Raw genomic sequence first — 18,476 nt, 5'->3', positions numbered from 1 at the left:
GGGTGGGGCCTCGCATTGGGGTAGTTATTTTTGACCATAATTAATGGTGTTGGGCGGCTGGGTTTGCAGCCCTGCACGTGCAGCGGCCTAAGAAACAGAAACACAAATCGCAACGGGGGGATTTCCTTGGGTGGGGGGGGTGGGGTGGGTGGGCTGCCCCCGCCGAAACCCCGCCCTGGGGGGCTCGTGGGCGCAACCCGGGGCCCCCCCGGCCCGCCAACCCCCCACCGCCCCGCCTCTGACAGGTTCACTCGGCTGTTGGTAGGTGCCGACCGTTGGTCGGCACATCTGTCAGATATCGATACATCCAATGGGGTCAGATCCGTTTTCCGCAGGAAAACGGATCTGACCCCGCCTGCATGTCGAGCATCGGATCGCGTCTGGGGTGGAGCCCCCCTGAGTCAGGGGGCGGCCGCGAAGCGGCGGGGGTGTGGAAGCTGGTAACTGGGGCCCGCGTTTCGCGCAGCGAAGCGTGGGAGCGACAGCGCGCATGCGTTGGCGCGTCCCCGGGCGCCGCCCGGCCGAACTACAATCCCGCTCATGCTGAATTTCTCGAATGAACCCCGCCGGGGGCGCCGGTGAGCGGCCGCGGGGGCAATGACGGCCAGGTCCGCATCATCGGCGGTCGCTGGCGCAATACCCGCCTGCCGGTGCCGACCCTGCCGGGACTGCGGCCCAGCAGCGATCGCGTGCGCGAGACCCTTTTCAACTGGTTGATGCCCAGGCTGGGCGGCGCGCGGGTGCTGGACCTGTTCGCCGGCAGCGGCGCGCTGGGCCTGGAAGCCGTCTCGCGCGGTGCCGCCCACGCCACCCTGGTCGAGCGCGATGCCCAGCTGGGGCGTAATTTGACCGCCGCGGTGACCAAGCTGCAGGCCACCAACCAGATCAGCGTCGTGCAGGCCGATGCCCTGCGCTGGCTGCAGGGTGCGCCCGCGCAGCAGGCCGATCTGGTGTTCATCGACCCGCCATTCGCCGATGGCCTGTGGCAGGACGTGCTGGCCCAGCTGCCGCGGCACCTGACCGCCGACGCCTGGCTGTACCTGGAGTCGCCGGCCGGCCACGTGCCGGTGCTGCCGCAGGGCTGGCTGCTGCACCGTGAGGGCGGCACCCGTGAGGTGCGCTTTGCCCTGTACCGCCGTGCCACTGCTACACTTTGACCTCATCTGAACATCTGCTACCGCCCATGACCGTGGCCAACCGCCGCATCGCCGTCTATCCCGGCACGTTCGACCCGATCACCAACGGTCACATCGACCTGGTGAGCCGGGCCGCGCCGCTGTTCGAAAAGGTCGTGGTCGGCGTGGCGCAGAGCCCGTCGAAGGGCCCGGCGCTGCCGCTGGAACAGCGCGTGCAGCTGGCGCGTGGCGCCCTGGCCCACCATGGCAATGTCGAAGTCATCGGCTTCGATACCCTGCTGGCCCATTTCGTACGTTCGGTCCAGGGCGGGGTGCTGCTGCGCGGCCTGCGCGCGGTGTCCGACTTCGAGTACGAGTTCCAGATGGCCAGCATGAACCGCCACCTGATTCCCGAGGTCGAGACCCTGTTCCTGACCCCGGCCGAGCAGCACAGCTTCATTTCGTCCTCGCTGGTCCGCGAGATCGCGCGCCTGGGCGGCGACGTGTCCGGTTTCGTGCCGGCCGCGGTGCTCGAAGCCCTGCGCAAGGTCCGCGAAGCGAAGGCGGCACAGTCGTAAGCCCGCCGTACCTGCACCCCATCACGTACAACACCACGCACCATTCCGGGAGGAAATCCATGAACACCACCATGCGCGCGATGCTGATCGCTTCATTGGCCCTGGCCTTCACCGCCTGCAAGAAGGAAGAGGCCGCTCCGGTCGACGAGGCCAAGCAGGCCCTGGTCGCTCCGTCCAAGGACGACGATGCCGGCTGGAAGAAGTACCTGCAGGAAGTGGCGATCCAGAACATGGGCAACATCACCAACAGCCCGTTCCTGTACTACCTCTCCCCGGAATCGGACCCGGACTTCCAGGCCAAGTACGAGCGCCAGACCGAGAGCGCGACCCAGGCCGTGGCCCGTGGCGTGCAGCCGGGCAACATGCTGGCCTTCGGTTCGTCGGCCTCGGGCAAGATGGCTGACATGATCCAGGCCGTGTTCAAGGACGTGTCGCCGGATTCGATGAAGGGCGTGCGCGTCGTCTTCATCGGCCAGTCGGCCGACAACGCCCGCGTGCAGGCTGCGATCCAGCCGACCGGTGCCGAGTACATTTTCGTCGAAGCCAAGTAATACCGAGCCATGGCGGCCATGCTCCGGCATGGCCCGGGCGGCGTCCTGCCAGGGCGCCGCTGATGACCTGACCGGCCCGCGCGCCCGCGCTGGCCGGTCCTTTGTCCCAAGGCGCGGGCGAGGAGTATCGCCATGTCGCTGAAAATCAACGAGCTCTGCGTCAACTGCGACGTCTGCGAGCCGGCCTGCCCGAACCAGGCCATTGCGATGGGTGAAACCATCTACGTGATCGACCCTGCGCGCTGCACCGAATGCGTGGGTCATTTCGACGAGCCACAGTGCGTGGTCGTCTGCCCGGTCGAGTGCATCGACCCGGATCCGGAGATCGTGGAAACGGAAGACCAGCTGCTGGCCAAGCTGCGCCAACTGCAGCACGATCACCCCGAACTCTATGCGGAGCCCCCATCCGAATGAAGACGCTGATCGTCCGCCCCCTGTTGCTGCTCGGCCTGCTGCTGAGCCCGATGGCCTGGGCCGACAGCCCGGCCCGTGCCGAGCGCCCCGACGGCGCAGCCATTGCCAGCGGCCATGCGCTGGCCACCCAGGCCGGCATCGACATCCTGGCGCAGGGCGGCAACGCCTTCGACGCTGCGGTGGCGGTGTCGTCCACGCTGGCGGTGGTCGAGCCGATCAGTTCCGGACTCGGCGGCGGCGGCTTCTTCCTGCTGCACGACGCGGCCACCGGCAAGGACGTGATGCTGGATGCACGCGAGACCGCACCGGCGGCGGCCACGCCGCAGGCCTTCCTCGACAAGCAGGGCAACCTGGACCGCGACCGCTCGGTCAACGGTGCCTGGTCGGCGGGTATTCCCGGCCTGCCTGCGGCGCTGGTCGAACTGTCGGCCCGGCACGGCAAGCTGCCGTTGTCGGCCTCGCTGCAGCCGGCGATCCGCATCGCACGCGAAGGCTTCCCGGTGTACGACCGCATGGCCAAGGGCTACGCGTCGCGCCGTGAAGTGATGGAGCGCTATCCCGGCACGCGTGAAGTCTATCTGCGCAACGGCAAGCCGATCGCCAGCGGTGACCTGTTCAAGCAGCCGGAGCTGGCGCAGACGCTGGAGCGCCTGGCCGCTGGAGGTTTCGACGGCTTCTACAAGGGCCAGACCGGAAAGCTGTTGCTGGCGGGCGTCAAGCAGGCCGGTGGCAAGTGGACCGCCGAAGAGCTGGCCGGCTATCGCGTGAAGCAGCGCGAGCCGATCGTGTTCAACTACAACGGCTGGAAGATCACCACCGCGCCGCCGCCGTCGTCCGGTGGCATCGCGCTGGCCAGCATGCTGCAGATCCTGGAAGGCTGGGACATCAGGAAGATGGATCCGGCGCACCGTACCCATCTGGTGGTGGAGTCGATGCGCCGTGCCTACCGCGACCGTACGTTCTTCCTCGGCGATCCGGACTTCGTGCAGATCCCGCAGAAGGTGCTGACCAGCAAGGACTACGCACAGGGCCTGCGCGCGACCATCCATCCGGAAAAGGCCACGCCCAGCGACCTGCTGTCGGGCAACCCGACGCCGCTGGAAGACGACGAGACCACGCACTTCTCGATCATCGACCGCGACGGCAACCGCGTCGGCGCCACCCAGACCGTCAACCTGCTGTACGGCTCGGGGCTCATTCCCAAGGGCACCGGCGTGCTGCTGAACAACGAGATGGACGATTTCGCGCTGAAGCCGGGTACGCCCAATGCCTTCGGCGTGATGGGCTACGAGGCCAATGCGCCGAAGCCGGGCAAGCGCATGCTCAGCTCGATGACGCCGACCTTCATGGAAAACAGCGACAAGGTGATCGTGCTGGGCACCCCGGGTGGCAGCCGCATCATCACCATGGTGCTGCTGGGCATCCTCGGCTACGACGCCGGCCTGGACGCGCAGCAGGTTGCCGCGCTGCCGCGCTACCACCACCAGTGGCTGCCGGACCTGATCGAAGCCGAGGACGATGCGTTCGACGCGGCGACGGTGAAGCAGCTGCAGGCAATGGGCCACAGGATCGACCTGCCGGGCAATGTCGCCGCCGGCGGTCGCGGTTCCAGCCACGTGTGGGGCAACCTGCAGACCGTGGAATGGGACCGCAAGGCGAACAAGCTGTTCGGTGGCAGCGACCCGCGCAATCCGGTGGGCAGTGCCCAGGTCGTGCCGGCCCACTGATGTGGTGGTGCCGGCCACTGGCCGGCAATCCGCAGATCACCAGGACCCCGCCAACCGGCGGGGTTTCCTGTTTCCTTTCTAGCGATTATTTAACGGTCCGGCGCCGATAATCGACGCATGAAACTCTGGTCTATTCGTGGAAACTCGCAGCGCCTGGACGGCGGCGCGATGTTCGGCAACGCGCCGCGTGCGTTGTGGGAAAAATGGGCGGCTCCGGACGAGCTCAATCGCATCGAGCTGGCCTGCCGTGCGCTGCTTGCCAGTCCGCTGGAAGGCAAGACGGTACTGTTTGAAACCGGTATCGGTGCGTTCTTCGACCCGCGCATGCGCGAGCGCTACGGCGTGCAGGAAAGCCAGCACGTGCTGATCGATTCACTGCGCGAAGCGGGTTTCGAGCACGAGGACATCGACGTGGTGGTGCTCAGCCACCTGCACTTCGATCATGCCGGTGGCCTGCTTGCCGCATGGAGCGAAGGGCGTGAGCCCGAGCTGCTGTTCCCCAACGCAACCTATGTGGTTGGTGCGCAGCATTGGCAGCGCGCCGTGCAGCCACACCCGCGCGATCGGGCCAGTTTCATTCCTGAGCTGCCCGGCCTGCTGCAGGCCAGTGGCCGCCTGGAAGTGGTGGATGGCGAGTACTCGAAGGCGCTCGGCCGCAGCGTGCGCTTCAGCTACAGCGATGGGCATACGCCGGGGCTGATGCTGGCCGAGATCGTTGGCCACGCGCACGCCGGGGAAGATCCGCACGGTGGCGTGGTGTTCTGTGCCGACCTCATCCCAGGTCGTTCATGGGTGCACGTGCCGATCACCATGGGCTATGACCGCAATGCCGAATTGCTGATCGACGAGAAACGGCAGTTCCTTGAAGACAAGCTGGCGCGCAACGTGCGGCTGTTCTTCACCCACGACCCGCAGGTGGCGCTGGCGCAGCTGGGCCGTGATGACAAGGGACGTTTCGTGACCCTGCACGAACAGGGCGAGCTGAAGGCGCGCGCCCTGGGGTAATGGCAGAGCCGAGCGTGGGCTCGGCTCTGCATCACTCGTCGTTACGACGCCTTCAGGCAGCTGCTCATGAAGGTCTTGCGCGCATCGCCTGCCAGTTTCTTCGCGCCCGCTTCAGCGTTGCACTTGCGCATGCGTTCCTGCTGCGTATTGACCGGCTTGGTTTCGGCGGCCTGGCCACTGAGGCAGGAGCTCTGCGCGGTCTTGTAGGCATCCCCCTTCAAGCCCTTGTTCTTGGCCGAGCATTCGGCCATGCGTTGCTGCTGAGGGGTGGTGGCGTTGGCAGCCAGGGGCAGGCCGGCCAGCAGGACGGCGGCCAGCAGGAATGAGGCCTTCATCGCGAGCTCCAAGGGTGGCGGGTGCGCGGAGCATTCGCCTCCGGCCGGCAAGGCCACGTGAAGAATCACGCGTCGGCCACACCCGCGTCCACGGGCGTTCACGTGCTGCGGCGAAGCGCGCCCGCGAACGGTTGTCGGGTCAGAGCCCTCTCCTGCGGAGAGGGATCCGACCCCGGTTCGCCGGATCAGCCGACGCGGGTGCCGAAGATGCGGTCACCCGCGTCGCCCAGTCCGGGCAGGATATAGCCCTTGTCGTTGAGCTGGGCATCGATGGCCGCAGTGTAGATTTCCACGTCCGGGTGCACGGCCTTCACTGCTTCGATGCCTTCGGGCGCGGCCACCAGGAAGATGCCCTTGATGCGACGGGCGCCGGCGCGCTTGAGCATGTCGATGGTGGCGATCAGCGTGCCGCCGGTGGCCAGCATCGGGTCGAGGATCAGTGCGTCGCGCTCTTCCAGCCGGCCGGTCAGGCGCTCGAAGTAGGGCACCGGCTGCAGGGTTTCTTCATCGCGCTGCAGGCCGACCACGCTGACACGGGCCGCCGGGATCAGCGACAGCACGCCGCTGAGCATGCCCAGGCCGGCACGCAGGATCGGCACCACGGTGATCTTGGCGCCGGCAATGCGCTGCACCGTCACCGGGCCGGCCCAGCCGGCCAGGGTGTGCGGCTCGGTATCCAGGTCGGCGGTGGCCTCGTAGGCCAGCAGCGTACCCAGCTCGTTGGCCAGTTCGCGGAAATCCTTGGTGCTGAGCGCAGCGTTGCGCATCAGGCCGATCTTGTGCTGCACCAGCGGGTGGCGCACTTCGACGATCTTCATGGTCGGGAAGGGGAATAGGGAGAGAGGCCGCCATTTTGCCGGATTGGCGCGGCGAAGCCCAAACCGGGCCCGGGGCCGGCGTACATGAAATGTGCAGACGCATGTCACGGCCATGCAATCTTGCGGACATACCGTGCAGACCCATTCTTAACAGGAATGGGGATTCCCAGTGCATAACAAGACTCCGTTGGCCGTTGCCATCGCCCTGACCCTGGCAATGGGGGCTGCGGCACCGCTGCAGGCCGCCGGGCAGCAGGCGGTAGCCGCCACCGGCGCCGTGGCGGCCGACGCGGTCGACCTTGACCGTATCGAGGTGCGCGCCCAGCTCGAATCGCAGATCCGCGCGGTCGACCTCAAGCGCAGCAGCGACGCCATCGAAGACGCGGTGTCCTCCGATGCGCTGGGCCAGTACCCGGACAAGAACGTGGCCGAGTCGCTGCAGCGGCTGCCGGGCATCAGCGTCACCCGCGACCAGGGCGAGGGCCGCTTCGTGGTGATCCGTGGCCTGGATGCCAATCTCAACAGCGTCAGCGTGGATGGCATCGCCGTGGGCACGCCGGAGGATTCCAGCCGTGCCGCGCCGCTGGACGTGATCCCGTCCGATTCCACCGAACGCCTGCGCGTGGTGAAGTCGCCGACCCCGGACATGCCCGGTGATGCCATCGGTGGTGCCGTGCTGGTGGAATCGGCCTCGGCCTTCGACCGCGACGGTCGCAGCCTGCGTGGCAAGATCGAGGGCAGTCACCAGCAGCTGTCCGGCGAGACCAGCCCGAAGGCGGCCTTCAACTACAGCGAAGTGTTCAACGACACCTTCGGCGTGGCGCTGGGCGTGAACTACCAGAAGCGCAGGTTCGAGTCGGACAACACCGAAGTGGAGTACGACGGCGAGGACGATGCCGCCCCCGGTGACGTGACCGCGATCAACCTGCAGCACCGCAAGTACGAGATCGAGCGCAAGCGCATCGGCGCCAACCTCAACCTCGACTGGCGGCCGGACGAAGACAGCCGGTACTACCTGCGCACGCTGTACAGCCAGTTCGACGATGCGGAGACCCGCCAGCGCGTGATCTTCAACTTCGACGACGCGAAGATGGTCAAGACCGGCACCGACCAGTACCGCCTGGATGGCATGCCGAAGGATTCGATCGACAAGCGCATGCGCTACCGCACCAAGAAGGAAAACACCTTCGCGGCCAGCCTGGGCGGCGAGAACAAGTTGACCAACGCCGTGGTCGATTACCGGATCGGCTACACCCGTACCGAAGAGCGCGTGAACGACGAGATGGAGGCGCGTTTCAAGCTCAACGGCAAGGCGTTCAACGGCAGCCTGGACCAGAGCAGCCGCCTGCCCAGCTACAGCTTCGACAATCCGCAGTGGCTGGACAACAGCAACTACGCGTTCGACCGCTTCGTGCTTTCGCCCAAGCAGGTGAACGACAAGGAGCACAGCGCGCAGGTCAACGTGCGCTTCGACGGCGACAGCAGCAGCATCAAATTCGGCCTGCTGGGCCGCTGGCGCGACCGCGACGTCAATGTGGACGAGCGCGAACTGCGCGTCGGCCCGAAGGTGGCGCTGGCGGGCTGGACCACCTCCTCGCCCGAACATCGCCACGGCAACTTCGGCGACGGCATGGATTCGGCTGCGATGCGTGCCTTCTGGGCGGCCAATGGCAGCCAGTACAGCGCCCGCCCGCAGGACGTCGGCGGCAATGCGATGACGTCCCTGGAAGAGGATTACGTGGCCAGCGAGGACATCTTCGCCAGCTACGCCATGGGTACCTGGGACGTGGGTGCGCTGCGCATCATCGGCGGCGTGCGCGTGGAGAACACCCGCTTCAAGGCGATCGGCAACCAGGTGGACGTGGCCGCCAACGGCCGCAGCTTCACCGTCACCCCGCGCGTGGCCAACAGCAGCTACACCACCGTGCTGCCGGGCCTGCACCTGCGCTATGACGCGGCTGATGACTGGGTGCTGCGCGCCTCGGCCAACAAGACCGTATCGCGCCCGTCCTTCGGCGACGTCTCGCCGCGCGTGGGTTACAGCCGCGGTGACGAGGAAGTACGCCTGGGCAACCCGGAACTGGATCCGTACGAGTCGAAGAACATCGACCTGTCGGTGGAGAAGTACATCGGCAGCAGCGGCATCGTTTCGCTGGGGCTGTTCCACAAGTCGATCGATGGCTACATTGTCGAAACCGTGCGCACCAATGATCCGGCCTACGGTGGATTCGATGTGACGCAGCCGATCAATGGACGCAAGGCCACCGTGCGTGGTGCGGAGTTCAACTGGCAGCAGCAGCTGGCCTTCCTGCCGGACGGCCTGGATGGCCTGCTGGTCGGCGCCAGTGGCACCTGGCTGGATACGAAGTTCGATGCCGGCATCAAGGACCGTGCGGGCGAGGACTTCACCCTGCCACGCGCCTCCAAGCACGTCTACAGCGCGCACATCGGCTATGAGAAGTACGGCTTGAGCACGCGCCTGGCGGCCGTGTACCGCAGCGAGTACCTGGACAGCATCGGCAAGGGCCGCGCGTTCGATATCTACGTTGCGCCGAATACCCAGCTCGATTTCTCGCTTGACTACAGGTTCACCCCGCGCGTGAGCGTCTACTTCGAAGCGCAGAACCTGCTGGACAAGCCGTTGGAGCTGTACCAGGGCACCCGTTCGCGCACCCTGCAGATGGAAGAGTACGGCCGCACCTATGCGCTGGGCCTGAAGGTGGCGCTGTGATGGGGCGTGGCGTCACCGTCCTGGCCGCCGCGCTGGCAGCTACGCTGGTCGCCGGCTGCACGCCGGCCACCGGCAGCGATCCGGTTGCGGGAGCGGCCGCGCCGGCCGCCGGGGGCGAGCGCGTGGTGACCACCATCGCCGAGGCCTTCCTTTCGCCGATGACCCCGGCTGACAACATCGACTCGCCGGCGGCCTGGCGCGCACCGGACGGCGCACTGTGGCTGATCGCCACCGCCAAGGCTACCGACAAGCTGGTGGTCTACGACGGCAGCACCGGACAGCACCTGCGTGACGTCGGCAGCAGCGGCACCGCACCGGGGCAGTTCGACCGCCCAAACGGTATCGCGGTGATCGACGACCTGCTGTGGATCGTGGAGCGCGACAATCACCGCGTGCAGGTACTGCGCCTGCCGGACTTCACGCCGTTGGCGACGTTCGCTGCGGACGACCTGCGCAAGCCTTACGGACTGTGGGTCGACCGTCGTGCCGATGGCTACAGCGTCTACGTCACCGACTCCTGGGACAACGGCGAGGATGCACAGGGGCGTGACATCCTGCCGCCGCTGGCCGAGCTGGACAAGCGCGTGCGCCAGTATCACGTGACCCGCAATGGTGAGAAGGTCGACGCGAAGCGGGTGGCCAGCATCGGCGATACCACCGAGGCGGGAGCGCTGCGCGTGGTCGAGTCGATCTGGGGCGATCCCGAGAACGACCGCCTGCTGATCGCCGAAGAGGACGAGAGCTACGCCAGCGAGTTCAAGGTCTACACCCTGTCAGGTCGCTTCACCGGTACCACCTTCGGTCGCGACGTGTTCAAGGCCCAGGCCGAAGGCGTGACCCTGCGCACCTGTGGCAAGGACGGCTGGTGGATCACTACCGAACAGGGCAAGCAGCGCAGCGTGTTCCACCTGTTCGACCGGCATACGCTGAAGCCGGTCGGTGCGTTCCAGGGCAATACCGTGGCCAACACCGATGGCATCTGGATGATGCAGCAAGCCAGCGTGCGCTTCCCGCACGGTGCGCTGTATGCCGTGCACGACGACCAGGGCGTGGTTGCGTTCGACTGGGAGAGCATCGCCAAGCAGTTGGCGCTGCCGCTGGAGTGTGGCGCATGAGCGGGCACTGCGTGATGCGTACGCTGGCGCTGAGCTTGCTGCTGGCGCTGCCGTCGCTGTCGTTCGCAGCGGCCGAACCGAATACCCAGGTGCCGGCGGGCAGCCGCCACTACGCAGCAACGACGGTACCTGACCGCATCGTCGCCTCGCCGGCGGTCGATCCCAGCCATGGATTCGCTGTCGCCTGGCGTACCGACGGCAGCGTGCAGGCACCGCTGCTGGAGATTGCCCTCGCCGGAGATTCGCCGGCCATCGAGGGCATCCGCCAGGTGCGCGCAACGACCCGTTCGCTACAGACCGAGAATGGTCTGTCGCATCATCATCGCGCCGACATCAGCGGCCTGCAGCCGGATACCCAGTACGTCTACCGCGTGCAGGGCAACGGCAGCTGGAGCGCCTGGAACCAGTTGCGCACACTGGCCGCGGCCGACCAGCCGCTGACCCTGCTGTACTTCGGTGATACCCAGAACAAGAACGTCAGCCATGTCAGCCGGGTAGTGCGCGCCGCGCAGAAGGCCGCACCGCAGGCGCGCATGAGCCTGTTTGCCGGCGACCTGGTCAGCGGCGGCGACAACATGGATGACAGTGAGTGGGGCGAGTGGTTTGCTGCGACCAGCTGGCTGGCGCAGGAAACCCTGGTGGCCCCGGCCATCGGCAACCACGAGTATTTCGAGGAGTTCGAGGACACCCCGCAGGAACGCCGCGTGCTGGGCAAGCATTGGCCGGTGACGTTTGCGCTGCCGGGCAATGGCGCCAGCGCCGCGCAGCAGACCAGCTACTGGTTCGATGCGCAGGGCGTGCGCGTGGCCGTGGTCGATGGCACTTCGGCACTCGACCTCGGCACGGCCAAGGCACAGGCACAATGGCTGGACAAGGTGCTGACCGGCAATCCGCAGCCGTGGACCATCGTGTTGCTGCACCAGCCGTTCTACTCGCCGCGCGAAGGGCGCGAGAACGCCGCGTTGCGTGACGCGCTGTTGCCGGTGGTACGCCGCCACAACGTCGATCTGGTGCTGCAGGGCCACGACCACACCTATGGCCGCCGTGGCGAGGGGCAGGCCGCAACGCCGCAGTACGTGGTGACCGTGGCGGGGCCGAAGCAGTACCGTCTCTCCGACGAGGCACGAAAGACGATGGATCCGGTGGCCGAAGACACCCAGTTGTTCCAGGTGTTGAACATCGACCCGCAGCGCCTGCGCTATGAAGCACGCACCGTGACCGGCCGTCTCTACGATGCCTTCGAACTGCGCCGCGATGCCAAGGGGGGAAAACAGCGCATGGAGCTGACCGAAGGCCGCATCGCACCGCGCGACTGCCCGCGTGCGCAGACCGCCAAGGGTCGCGCCGATCGCTGCTGGGAATGAGGACACGCCGATGACCACGCCCCGTCGCATCCTTCCTCTCGCTGCCATTGGCGCCGCTCTGCTGTTGCTGACCAGTGCGGTGACCGCTTCCGATACCGTGCTGCATCCGTTCCTGGTGGCCCAACCAAGGGAAGCCCCGCAGGAAGTGAATCTGGCGGTGGAGATTCCGGCCGGCAGCTTCACCAAGTACGAGATCAAGGAAGACGGCCTGGTGCATGTGGACCGCTTCCAGTCGATGCCGGTCGCCTATCCGGCCAACTACGGTTCGATGCCGCGCACGTTGGCTGGCGACAACGATCCGCTGGACGCGCTGGTGCTGACCCGTGAACCCCTGCATCCGGGCGTGATCGTACGCTTCCGGCCGATCGGCTACCTGAAGATGATCGACGGCGGCGAGCACGACGAGAAGATCATCGGCGTGCCGACCGACAAGGTTGACCCGACCTACGCCAACATCCGCGACCTGGCCGATCTGCCGGAGATCGAAAGACAGCGCATCGAAGCGTTCTTCCGGGTCTACAAGGACCTGCCGGCCGGGCGCAACCCGGTGCAGCTCAACGGTTGGGGCAACGCCGCCGAGGCGCGCGGGCTGATCAGTGAAGCGATGGAGCGATTCAAGCAGTAGACCCACGCCATGCCTGGATGGCCGGGCGCGCGCATCTCCTTCACCACCGCTGGCTATCATGTGCGCCTTCCACAACGAAGGCAGTGCCTGTGTCGGTAGCGTTGGTATGGTTCCGCCGTGATCTGCGGCTGCAGGACAATCCGGCCCTGCATGCCGCGCTGGACGCCGGTCACCATGTGGTGCCGGTCTACATCCACGCGCCGCACGAAGAGGGGGAGTGGACGCCGGGTGCCGCCTCCGATGCGTGGCGCCACCGTTCACTGGGTGCCTTGGATGCCGACCTGCGTACGCGCGGCTCGTCGCTGGTGCTGCGCAGTGGTGACAGCCTGCCGGCCCTGCAGTTGCTGATCGAGCAGACCGGCGCCGAGGCGGTGTACTGGAACCGCAAGTACGAGCCGGCCACCCAGCCTCGCGACGCCACCATCAAGCGCACGCTGCGCGAGCAGGGCGTCGACGCGCAGAGCTGCAATGGCAGCCTGTTGTTCGAGCCCTGGGACATCGCCACCCAGCAGGGACAGCCGTACAAGGTGTTCACGCCGTACTGGCGCAACGTGCTCAGTCATTGGCGCCTGCCGGCGCTGCAGGCCGCACCGGAAGCACTGGCGACACACGCGGTCGACGGCCTTGCACTTGATGATCTCCAGCTTGCACCGACGCTGGATTGGGATACCGGCTTCTGGGAGCACTGGCAGCCGGGCGAAGCCGGTGCGCTGGAGACGCTGTCGGTGTTCGAGGACGGCGCCTTGCGCGGTTACCGCGAGCAGCGAGACCTGCCCGATCGCGTGGGCACCTCGCGGATGTCGCCGCACCTGCATTTCGGTGAGATCGCACCGTGGCGCATCGCGCATGCGCTGGAAAGACTGCGCAGTGCCGGCACCGATGCCGACATCGACGGCTATCTGCGGCAACTGGGCTGGCGTGATTTCGCCTACCACCTGTTGCATCACTTTCCGAAGACGCCCACGGACAACCTCAATCCGCGTTTTGACCGCTTCCCCTGGGCGGCGCCGACTGCAGCGCAACTGCACGACTGGCAGCGCGGCAACACCGGCGTGCCGATCGTTGATGCCGGACTGCGCGAGCTGTGGCACACCGGCTACATGCATAACCGGGTTCGGATGATCGTGGCCAGTTACCTGTGCAAGCACCTTCGCGCGCACTGGCTGCATGGCGCGCGCTGGTTCTGGGACACCCTGGTCGATGCCGATCTGGCCAACAACACGATGGGCTGGCAATGGGTGGCCGGGACCGGCGCCGATGCCGCGCCGTACTTCCGGGTGTTCAACCCGGTCACCCAGGCCGAGAAGTTCGATCCGCAGGCCCGCTACATCAGCCGCTGGGTGCCCGAGCTGGCGGCGCTGCCGGTGAAGGCGCGGTTTGCGCCGTGGCAGCATCCTCTGCTCCTGGCCGCACACGCGCCTGACTACCCACGCACGCCGATGGTGGACCTGGCAGAGGGCCGCGATGCTGCGCTGGCGGCATACCGCCAGTCGGGGGCGGGGTAAAGGGTGACCCGAGCGATCCGGTCAGTTAGCTGAACGCGGCCCTGTCGGCGCACCGGATCATCATCCCGACATCGCATTCGGCTGTTTATCCTCTCTGCGCCCGCAAGCCGCCGGCCGACCGGAAACCAAGGAGAACCTCATGATCCGCAACACCACCCGCAACGTCGCACTGGCCCTGATGAGTGCGGCCGTCCTGTCGGCCTGCGCCACCGGCGGCTCCTATGTGCAGAGTGACCAGTACGGCAACCCGACCGAACAGCAGAACCGGACCGGCCGCAACGCGCTGATCGGTACCGCCATCGGCGTGGCGGCCGGCCTGCTGACCGGCGACAGTGCTACCGAGCGGCGCCAGCACGCGCTGATAGGTGCCGGTATCGGCGCACTCAGCGGTGCCGCCGTCGGCCAGTACCAGGATCGCCAGGAACGCGCACTGCGCGAGCGCACCGCCAACACCGGCATCGATGTGCAGCGCCAGGGCGACAACATCATGCTGAACCTCCCGGACGGCATTACCTTTGACTTCGGCAAGGCGACCCTGAAGCCGCAGTTCTATGGCTCGCTCAATGGCGTGGCCGGTACGCTGCGTGAGTACAACCAGACCATGATCGAGGTGGTTGGCCACACCGACAGCATCGGCAGCGACGCGGTCAACAACCGCCTGTCGAAGGAACGCGCCGACTCGGTCGCGCAGTACCTGATCGGCCAGGGCGTGCAGAGCGTGCGTATCGAAACGCTGGGCGCCGGCAAGTCGTACCCGATTGCCGACAACAGCACCGACGCCGGCCGTGCCAAGAACCGCCGCGTCGAGATTCGCGTGATTCCGCTCAAGCAATAACGCGTAGCGTTACTGCTTGAGCCGGTCCGGCCATCGGCCGGAGCGAAAATGCCGCCCTTGCAGGCGGCATTTTTGTGGGTGCCGAGCGTTGCTCGGCACACCGATAGCGTTCCCGGTCGCGGCTTCTCCGAACGGCGCCGGCCAAGGTCGGCATCTACCGAAAGCCACACAGCCGGAACGAAAATGCCGCCCTTGCAGGCGGCATTTTTGTAGGTGCCGAGCCTGCTCGGCACACCGATTGCGTATGTAGAGCCGGTCATGCCGCCGAAGCGGCCACCTTCTCCAGTATCCGCTTGCCACTGTTCTCCAGCGCGGCATCTTCCTGTGCCTTCTGCTGCTGCGCCAGCTTCGCGCCGGGGCACTGCGCCAGCATGTAGTTGGCATCGAAGTTGAGCTTCTCGACCAGGAAGTCGACAAACGCACGCACCTTCGGCGAGACCAGGCGGCCGCCGGCGAATACGGCATTGAAGTCCACTTCCGGGCCGGTCCAGCCGGCCAGCACGCGGCGCACCATGCCCGATTCGACGAACGGCTTGGCCATCACATCACCGGTCAGCAGCAGGCCTTCGCCACAGACCAATGCACCATTCAACGCAGACATGTCGTTGGCGGTCATCAGCGGGGTGACCGGGAAGTCGCGCAGTTCGCCCCCGTTCTCGCCCAGCTGCCAGGTGAAGCGCGGCGAGTTGCCGGTATGGTACGGCTTGCGCATCGCCAGGATGCGATGGAACTGCAGCTCTTCTGGATGCAGCGGTTCGCCATAGCGCTCAATGTAGGCCGGACTGGCGAACACCTGCGTGCGCAGGCTGCCCAGCTTGCGCGCGACCAGATTGGAATCGGGCAGGGCACCCACGCGCAGCGCCAGGTCCGCTTCACCGGCGATCAGGTCCAGCTTCTCGTTGCCCATGTGCATGTCCAGGCGGATCTCTGGATACTGCGCATGGAACTGGCCCAGCAGCGGCGCAATCCAGGTGATGCCGATCGAGTAGGGCACAGTGAAGCGCAGCCAGCCGCGCGGGCCGGACTGCAGCTGGCTCACCGCGCTCTCGGCTTCTTCCAGCTCGCGCGCGATGCGCTGGCAGTGCTCGTGATAGATCGAACCGGCTTCGGTCAGGCCGAGGCGGCGCGTGGTCCGGTGCAGCAGGCGCGCGCCCAGGCGCGTTTCCAGCTCCTGCACTTTGCGGCTGACCGTGGTCTTGGGCAGGCCGAGCGATTTGGCAGCGGCAATGAAGCTGCCTTGCTCGACCACTTTGACGAAGATCAGCGTCTCGTTGAGATCGTGCGACATGGTCGGGGGTCCTGGACGTCGGGGATGGGACAATCGTGACAGAATGATTGGACCGGGTGCGGGATGATTATTCCCCTTAATCAGGACTAATCAAGTAAAGGTTTGAGGTCTATCGTGGCGCCATTCGTTAATTGGAGCCCGTCCGCCATGAGCCTGCGCAACATTCTTGCCCGACTCCGGAACGCCGGCCAGAACACCCTGGACCTGGCGATGACCGTCGAAGCCCGTCCGAGTTCCTTGGTACACAAGGACTTTCGTGAGTTTACCGCGCCCATGCGTCAGCAGCGTGGCGGTGCCATCCGCCTGGTCCCACACAAGGGCGACCGCCTGCGTCGAATCGGGACTATCCCGGATTTGGGAGGAAATGTCCCGTGAATGGGATACTGACGCCCGAAGTCCTGGTCCTTGGTGGTACCGGTGCCGTCGGCCAGGGCGTGGTCGGCGCGTTGCTGGAAGCCGGCAGCCCGGTGCTGGTGGTGGGCCGCGATCCGGGCCGGCTGGCCGCGCTGCATGAGCAGTTCGCGGATGAGCCCGGACTGGAGACGCTGCTGGGTTCGCTCAGCGATGACGGCTCGGCACGCGCGCTGGCCGAACGCATCGCGCAGCGCCCGCGTCCGTTGGCCGCCGTGATCGCGGCCATGGGTGGCCCCTACCGTCGCGGCCGGGTGATCGACCGCAACGGCGATGAGCTGCTGGGCGCGATGCAGGCCGACCTGATGCCGCACGTGCACGCCGTGCGCCACCTGCTGCCGCTGCTGCAGGACAACGTGCATGCGCGCCGCTACGTGATGATCGGCAGCCCGGCCAACGCCAAGCCATGGGCGGGCTACGGCGAGACCTCGATCACCACTGCCGCGCTGCGCATGTACGCGCAGGTGGTGCACCAGGAAGCACAGGCGCTGGGCGTGCGCGCGCAGATGCTGGAAGTCTGCAGCCCCGTCTGTACCCCGGCCAACGCGGCCAATGCCTGCATCGAGTGGCCCAGCTCGCTGCTGGTCGGTCGTCGTGTGGTCTCCCTGCTTGATGGGTGCCGCGACAACCGCGCCATCGTCCGCTGCGACAGCAGCGATGCCGAATTGCCGCGTGGCCTGCTGCACCTGGAAGTTCCTCCGCTGTGGCGCGACACCGCAGGCATCGCTTGACCTCGACCATGGTTGAGGTCGCAGTATTCGCCGCCGATTTTTGCAACACGTTCTCATATCGCTGTACCACCCCTCCGTACGGATGCATGCCATGACTTCCCCCAATACCACCCCACATCGTTTCGGCCATCGCATTGCGATGGCCGGCGTGTCGATCCTCGCCGCGGCCGTGCTTGCAGCCTGCAGCGGCGGCCATGCCGAAGAAGGCGGTGCACCGCCGCCGCCGCAGGTCAGCGCCGCGCCGGTGCTGGTCAAGCAGGTCAGCCAGTGGGACGAGTTCAGTGGCCGCGTCGAAGCGGTGCAGAGCGTTGAACTGCGTCCGCGCGTGTCCGGCTACATCGACAAGGTCAACTACGTCGAAGGCCAGGAAGTGAAGAAGGGCGAAGTGCTCTTCACCATCGACGCGCGCAGTTACCAGGCCGAGTACGATCGGGCAGCCGCCGAACTGGCCCGCGCCCGTACCCAGGCCACGCTGGCCCGCAGCGAGTCCGAGCGCGCCAAGCGGCTGTCCGAGCAGCAGGCGATCTCCACCGAGACCGCCGAGCAGCGCCGTGCGGCTGCCGACCAGTCCGGCGCCGCCGTGCAGGCCGCGCAGGCAGCATTGGATGCAGCCCGCCTCAATCTTGAGTTCACCAAGGTGCGGGCACCGATCGACGGCCGTGCCGGCCGCGCGATGGTCACCGCCGGCAACCTGGTCACCGCCGGCGACAGCGCCAGCGTGCTGACCACGCTGGTCTCGCTGGACACGGTGTTCGTCTACTTCGATGCCGACGAAAGCACCTTCCTGCGCTACGCCCAGATGGCACGCAAGGGCGAGCGCCCGAGCGAGCGTGACAGCGCGCTGCCGGTGAAGGTCGGCCTGTCCGGTGAAGAAGGCTACCCGCACACGGGCAAGGTCGACTTCCTCGACAACCAGGTCGCCCGCAGTACCGGGACCATCCGCGTCCGTGCGCTGCTGGACAACGCCGATCGCCAGTTCACGCCGGGCTTGTTCGCCCGCGTGCAGCTGCTTGGCAGCGGCCAGTTCCAGGCGCTGCTGATCGACGACAAGGCCGTGCTGACCGACCAGGACCGCAAGTACGTGTACGTGGTCGACAAGGATGGCAAGGCCCAGCGCCGTGACATCCAGCTCGGCCGCACCGCCGACGGCCTGCGTATCGTCGAGCACGGCCTGGCCGCCGGTGACAAGGTGATCATCGATGGCGTGCAGAAGGTCTTCATGCCGGGCATGCCGGTGCAGGCCAAGGCGGTGGCGATGCAGCCACAGCCGGCGCCGGCACCGGGCCGCGATGCCACCGCTGCCCTGAAGCACTGATCCGCCGTCTCCT

Annotated in this window: 18 protein-coding genes; 15 read left to right on the top strand and 3 right to left on the bottom strand. The window is 66.5% G+C overall.

What is annotated here, in order from left to right; translation table 11 throughout:
- The first annotated feature begins 578 nt into the window (after positions 1-578).
- The 6 genes from rsmD (at position 579) to RCF13_RS02725 (ending at position 5,390) form a co-directional block, all read left to right on the top strand.
- The gene (gene rsmD, locus RCF13_RS02750) at positions 579-1,157 is read left to right on the top strand and encodes a 16S rRNA (guanine(966)-N(2))-methyltransferase RsmD (RefSeq protein ID WP_231352665.1); all 579 of its coding nucleotides are present in this window, start codon (positions 579-581) and stop codon (positions 1,155-1,157) included.
- 26 nt (positions 1,158-1,183) lie between these two features.
- Entirely contained in the window at positions 1,184-1,693 is a 510-nt protein-coding gene (gene coaD, locus RCF13_RS02745; protein ID WP_005416145.1) for a pantetheine-phosphate adenylyltransferase, read from the top strand.
- A 59-nt stretch (positions 1,694-1,752) separates the two neighbouring features.
- The gene (locus RCF13_RS02740) at positions 1,753-2,244 is read left to right on the top strand and encodes a hypothetical protein (protein WP_004153167.1); all 492 of its coding nucleotides are present in this window, start codon (positions 1,753-1,755) and stop codon (positions 2,242-2,244) included.
- 132 nt (positions 2,245-2,376) lie between these two features.
- Entirely contained in the window at positions 2,377-2,658 is a 282-nt protein-coding gene (locus tag RCF13_RS02735; protein ID WP_004153175.1) for a YfhL family 4Fe-4S dicluster ferredoxin, read from the top strand.
- Positions 2,655-4,385, top strand: a complete 1,731-nt coding sequence (gene ggt / locus RCF13_RS02730; protein WP_134969010.1) for a gamma-glutamyltransferase — start codon at positions 2,655-2,657, stop codon at positions 4,383-4,385. The genes RCF13_RS02735 and ggt overlap by 4 nt, the downstream gene beginning before the upstream one ends.
- A 117-nt stretch (positions 4,386-4,502) precedes the next feature.
- Positions 4,503-5,390, top strand: a complete 888-nt coding sequence (locus RCF13_RS02725; RefSeq protein ID WP_134969009.1) for an MBL fold metallo-hydrolase — start codon at positions 4,503-4,505, stop codon at positions 5,388-5,390.
- 41 nt (positions 5,391-5,431) lie between these two features.
- Here the strand turns inward: RCF13_RS02725 and RCF13_RS02720 are convergent, their stop codons facing one another.
- Both RCF13_RS02720 and upp read right to left on the bottom strand, forming a co-directional pair.
- Complete coding sequence (locus RCF13_RS02720; RefSeq protein WP_061477959.1) at positions 5,432-5,725, bottom strand: PsiF family protein; 294 nt, start codon at positions 5,723-5,725, stop codon at positions 5,432-5,434.
- Between the two features lie 185 nt (positions 5,726-5,910).
- Positions 5,911-6,543: a uracil phosphoribosyltransferase gene (gene upp / locus RCF13_RS02715; RefSeq protein ID WP_005416149.1), complete on the bottom strand. Its 633-nt coding sequence runs from the start codon at positions 6,541-6,543 to the stop codon at positions 5,911-5,913.
- A gap of 169 nt (positions 6,544-6,712) precedes the next feature.
- Here upp and RCF13_RS02710 point away from each other — a divergent pair, with 169 nt between their 5' ends.
- The 6 genes from RCF13_RS02710 (at position 6,713) to RCF13_RS02685 (ending at position 14,718) form a co-directional block, all read left to right on the top strand.
- Positions 6,713-9,274: a TonB-dependent receptor gene (locus RCF13_RS02710; protein ID WP_231352667.1), complete on the top strand. Its 2,562-nt coding sequence runs from the start codon at positions 6,713-6,715 to the stop codon at positions 9,272-9,274.
- Positions 9,274-10,389, top strand: coding sequence for a phytase (locus RCF13_RS02705; protein ID WP_231352668.1), 1,116 nt, complete (start codon positions 9,274-9,276; stop codon positions 10,387-10,389). Before RCF13_RS02710 ends, RCF13_RS02705 begins: the two co-directional genes overlap by 1 nt.
- Positions 10,390-10,403: 14 nt before the next feature.
- Positions 10,404-11,753: a metallophosphoesterase family protein gene (locus RCF13_RS02700; protein WP_229298558.1), complete on the top strand. Its 1,350-nt coding sequence runs from the start codon at positions 10,404-10,406 to the stop codon at positions 11,751-11,753.
- A 10-nt stretch (positions 11,754-11,763) separates the two neighbouring features.
- Positions 11,764-12,378: an inorganic diphosphatase gene (locus RCF13_RS02695; RefSeq protein WP_134969271.1), complete on the top strand. Its 615-nt coding sequence runs from the start codon at positions 11,764-11,766 to the stop codon at positions 12,376-12,378.
- A gap of 89 nt (positions 12,379-12,467) precedes the next feature.
- A complete protein-coding gene (locus RCF13_RS02690) occupies positions 12,468-13,883 on the top strand; it encodes a deoxyribodipyrimidine photo-lyase (RefSeq protein ID WP_134969272.1) in 1,416 nt (471 codons plus the stop codon).
- A gap of 139 nt (positions 13,884-14,022) precedes the next feature.
- A complete protein-coding gene (locus RCF13_RS02685) occupies positions 14,023-14,718 on the top strand; it encodes an OmpA family protein (RefSeq protein WP_014646784.1) in 696 nt (231 codons plus the stop codon).
- Positions 14,719-14,974: 256 nt separating this feature from the next.
- On the opposite strand, the gene RCF13_RS02680 is transcribed toward RCF13_RS02685, so the two are convergent.
- Positions 14,975-16,006 (bottom strand): LysR family transcriptional regulator, encoded by a 1,032-nt coding sequence (locus RCF13_RS02680; protein WP_061477953.1) that lies wholly within the window; start codon positions 16,004-16,006, stop codon positions 14,975-14,977.
- 147 nt (positions 16,007-16,153) lie between these two features.
- Here RCF13_RS02680 and RCF13_RS02675 point away from each other — a divergent pair, with 147 nt between their 5' ends.
- From RCF13_RS02675 to RCF13_RS02665, 3 genes are all read left to right on the top strand, one after another.
- Positions 16,154-16,381, top strand: coding sequence for a hypothetical protein (locus RCF13_RS02675; protein ID WP_049414419.1), 228 nt, complete (start codon positions 16,154-16,156; stop codon positions 16,379-16,381).
- Entirely contained in the window at positions 16,378-17,148 is a 771-nt protein-coding gene (locus tag RCF13_RS02670) for an SDR family NAD(P)-dependent oxidoreductase (RefSeq protein WP_053499154.1), read from the top strand. Before RCF13_RS02675 ends, RCF13_RS02670 begins: the two co-directional genes overlap by 4 nt.
- A gap of 91 nt (positions 17,149-17,239) precedes the next feature.
- Positions 17,240-18,463 carry an efflux RND transporter periplasmic adaptor subunit gene (locus RCF13_RS02665; protein ID WP_049414417.1) on the top strand — a complete coding sequence of 408 codons (1,224 nt, stop codon included), beginning with the start codon at positions 17,240-17,242 and terminating at the stop codon, positions 18,461-18,463.
- The last annotated feature ends 13 nt before the right edge of the window (positions 18,464-18,476 follow it).

Source organism: Stenotrophomonas maltophilia group sp. RNC7 (genome assembly GCF_030910085.1).
Classification (GTDB): domain Bacteria; phylum Pseudomonadota; class Gammaproteobacteria; order Xanthomonadales; family Xanthomonadaceae; genus Stenotrophomonas; species Stenotrophomonas sepilia.
This window is presented reverse-complemented; position numbering and strand designations above follow the sequence as displayed.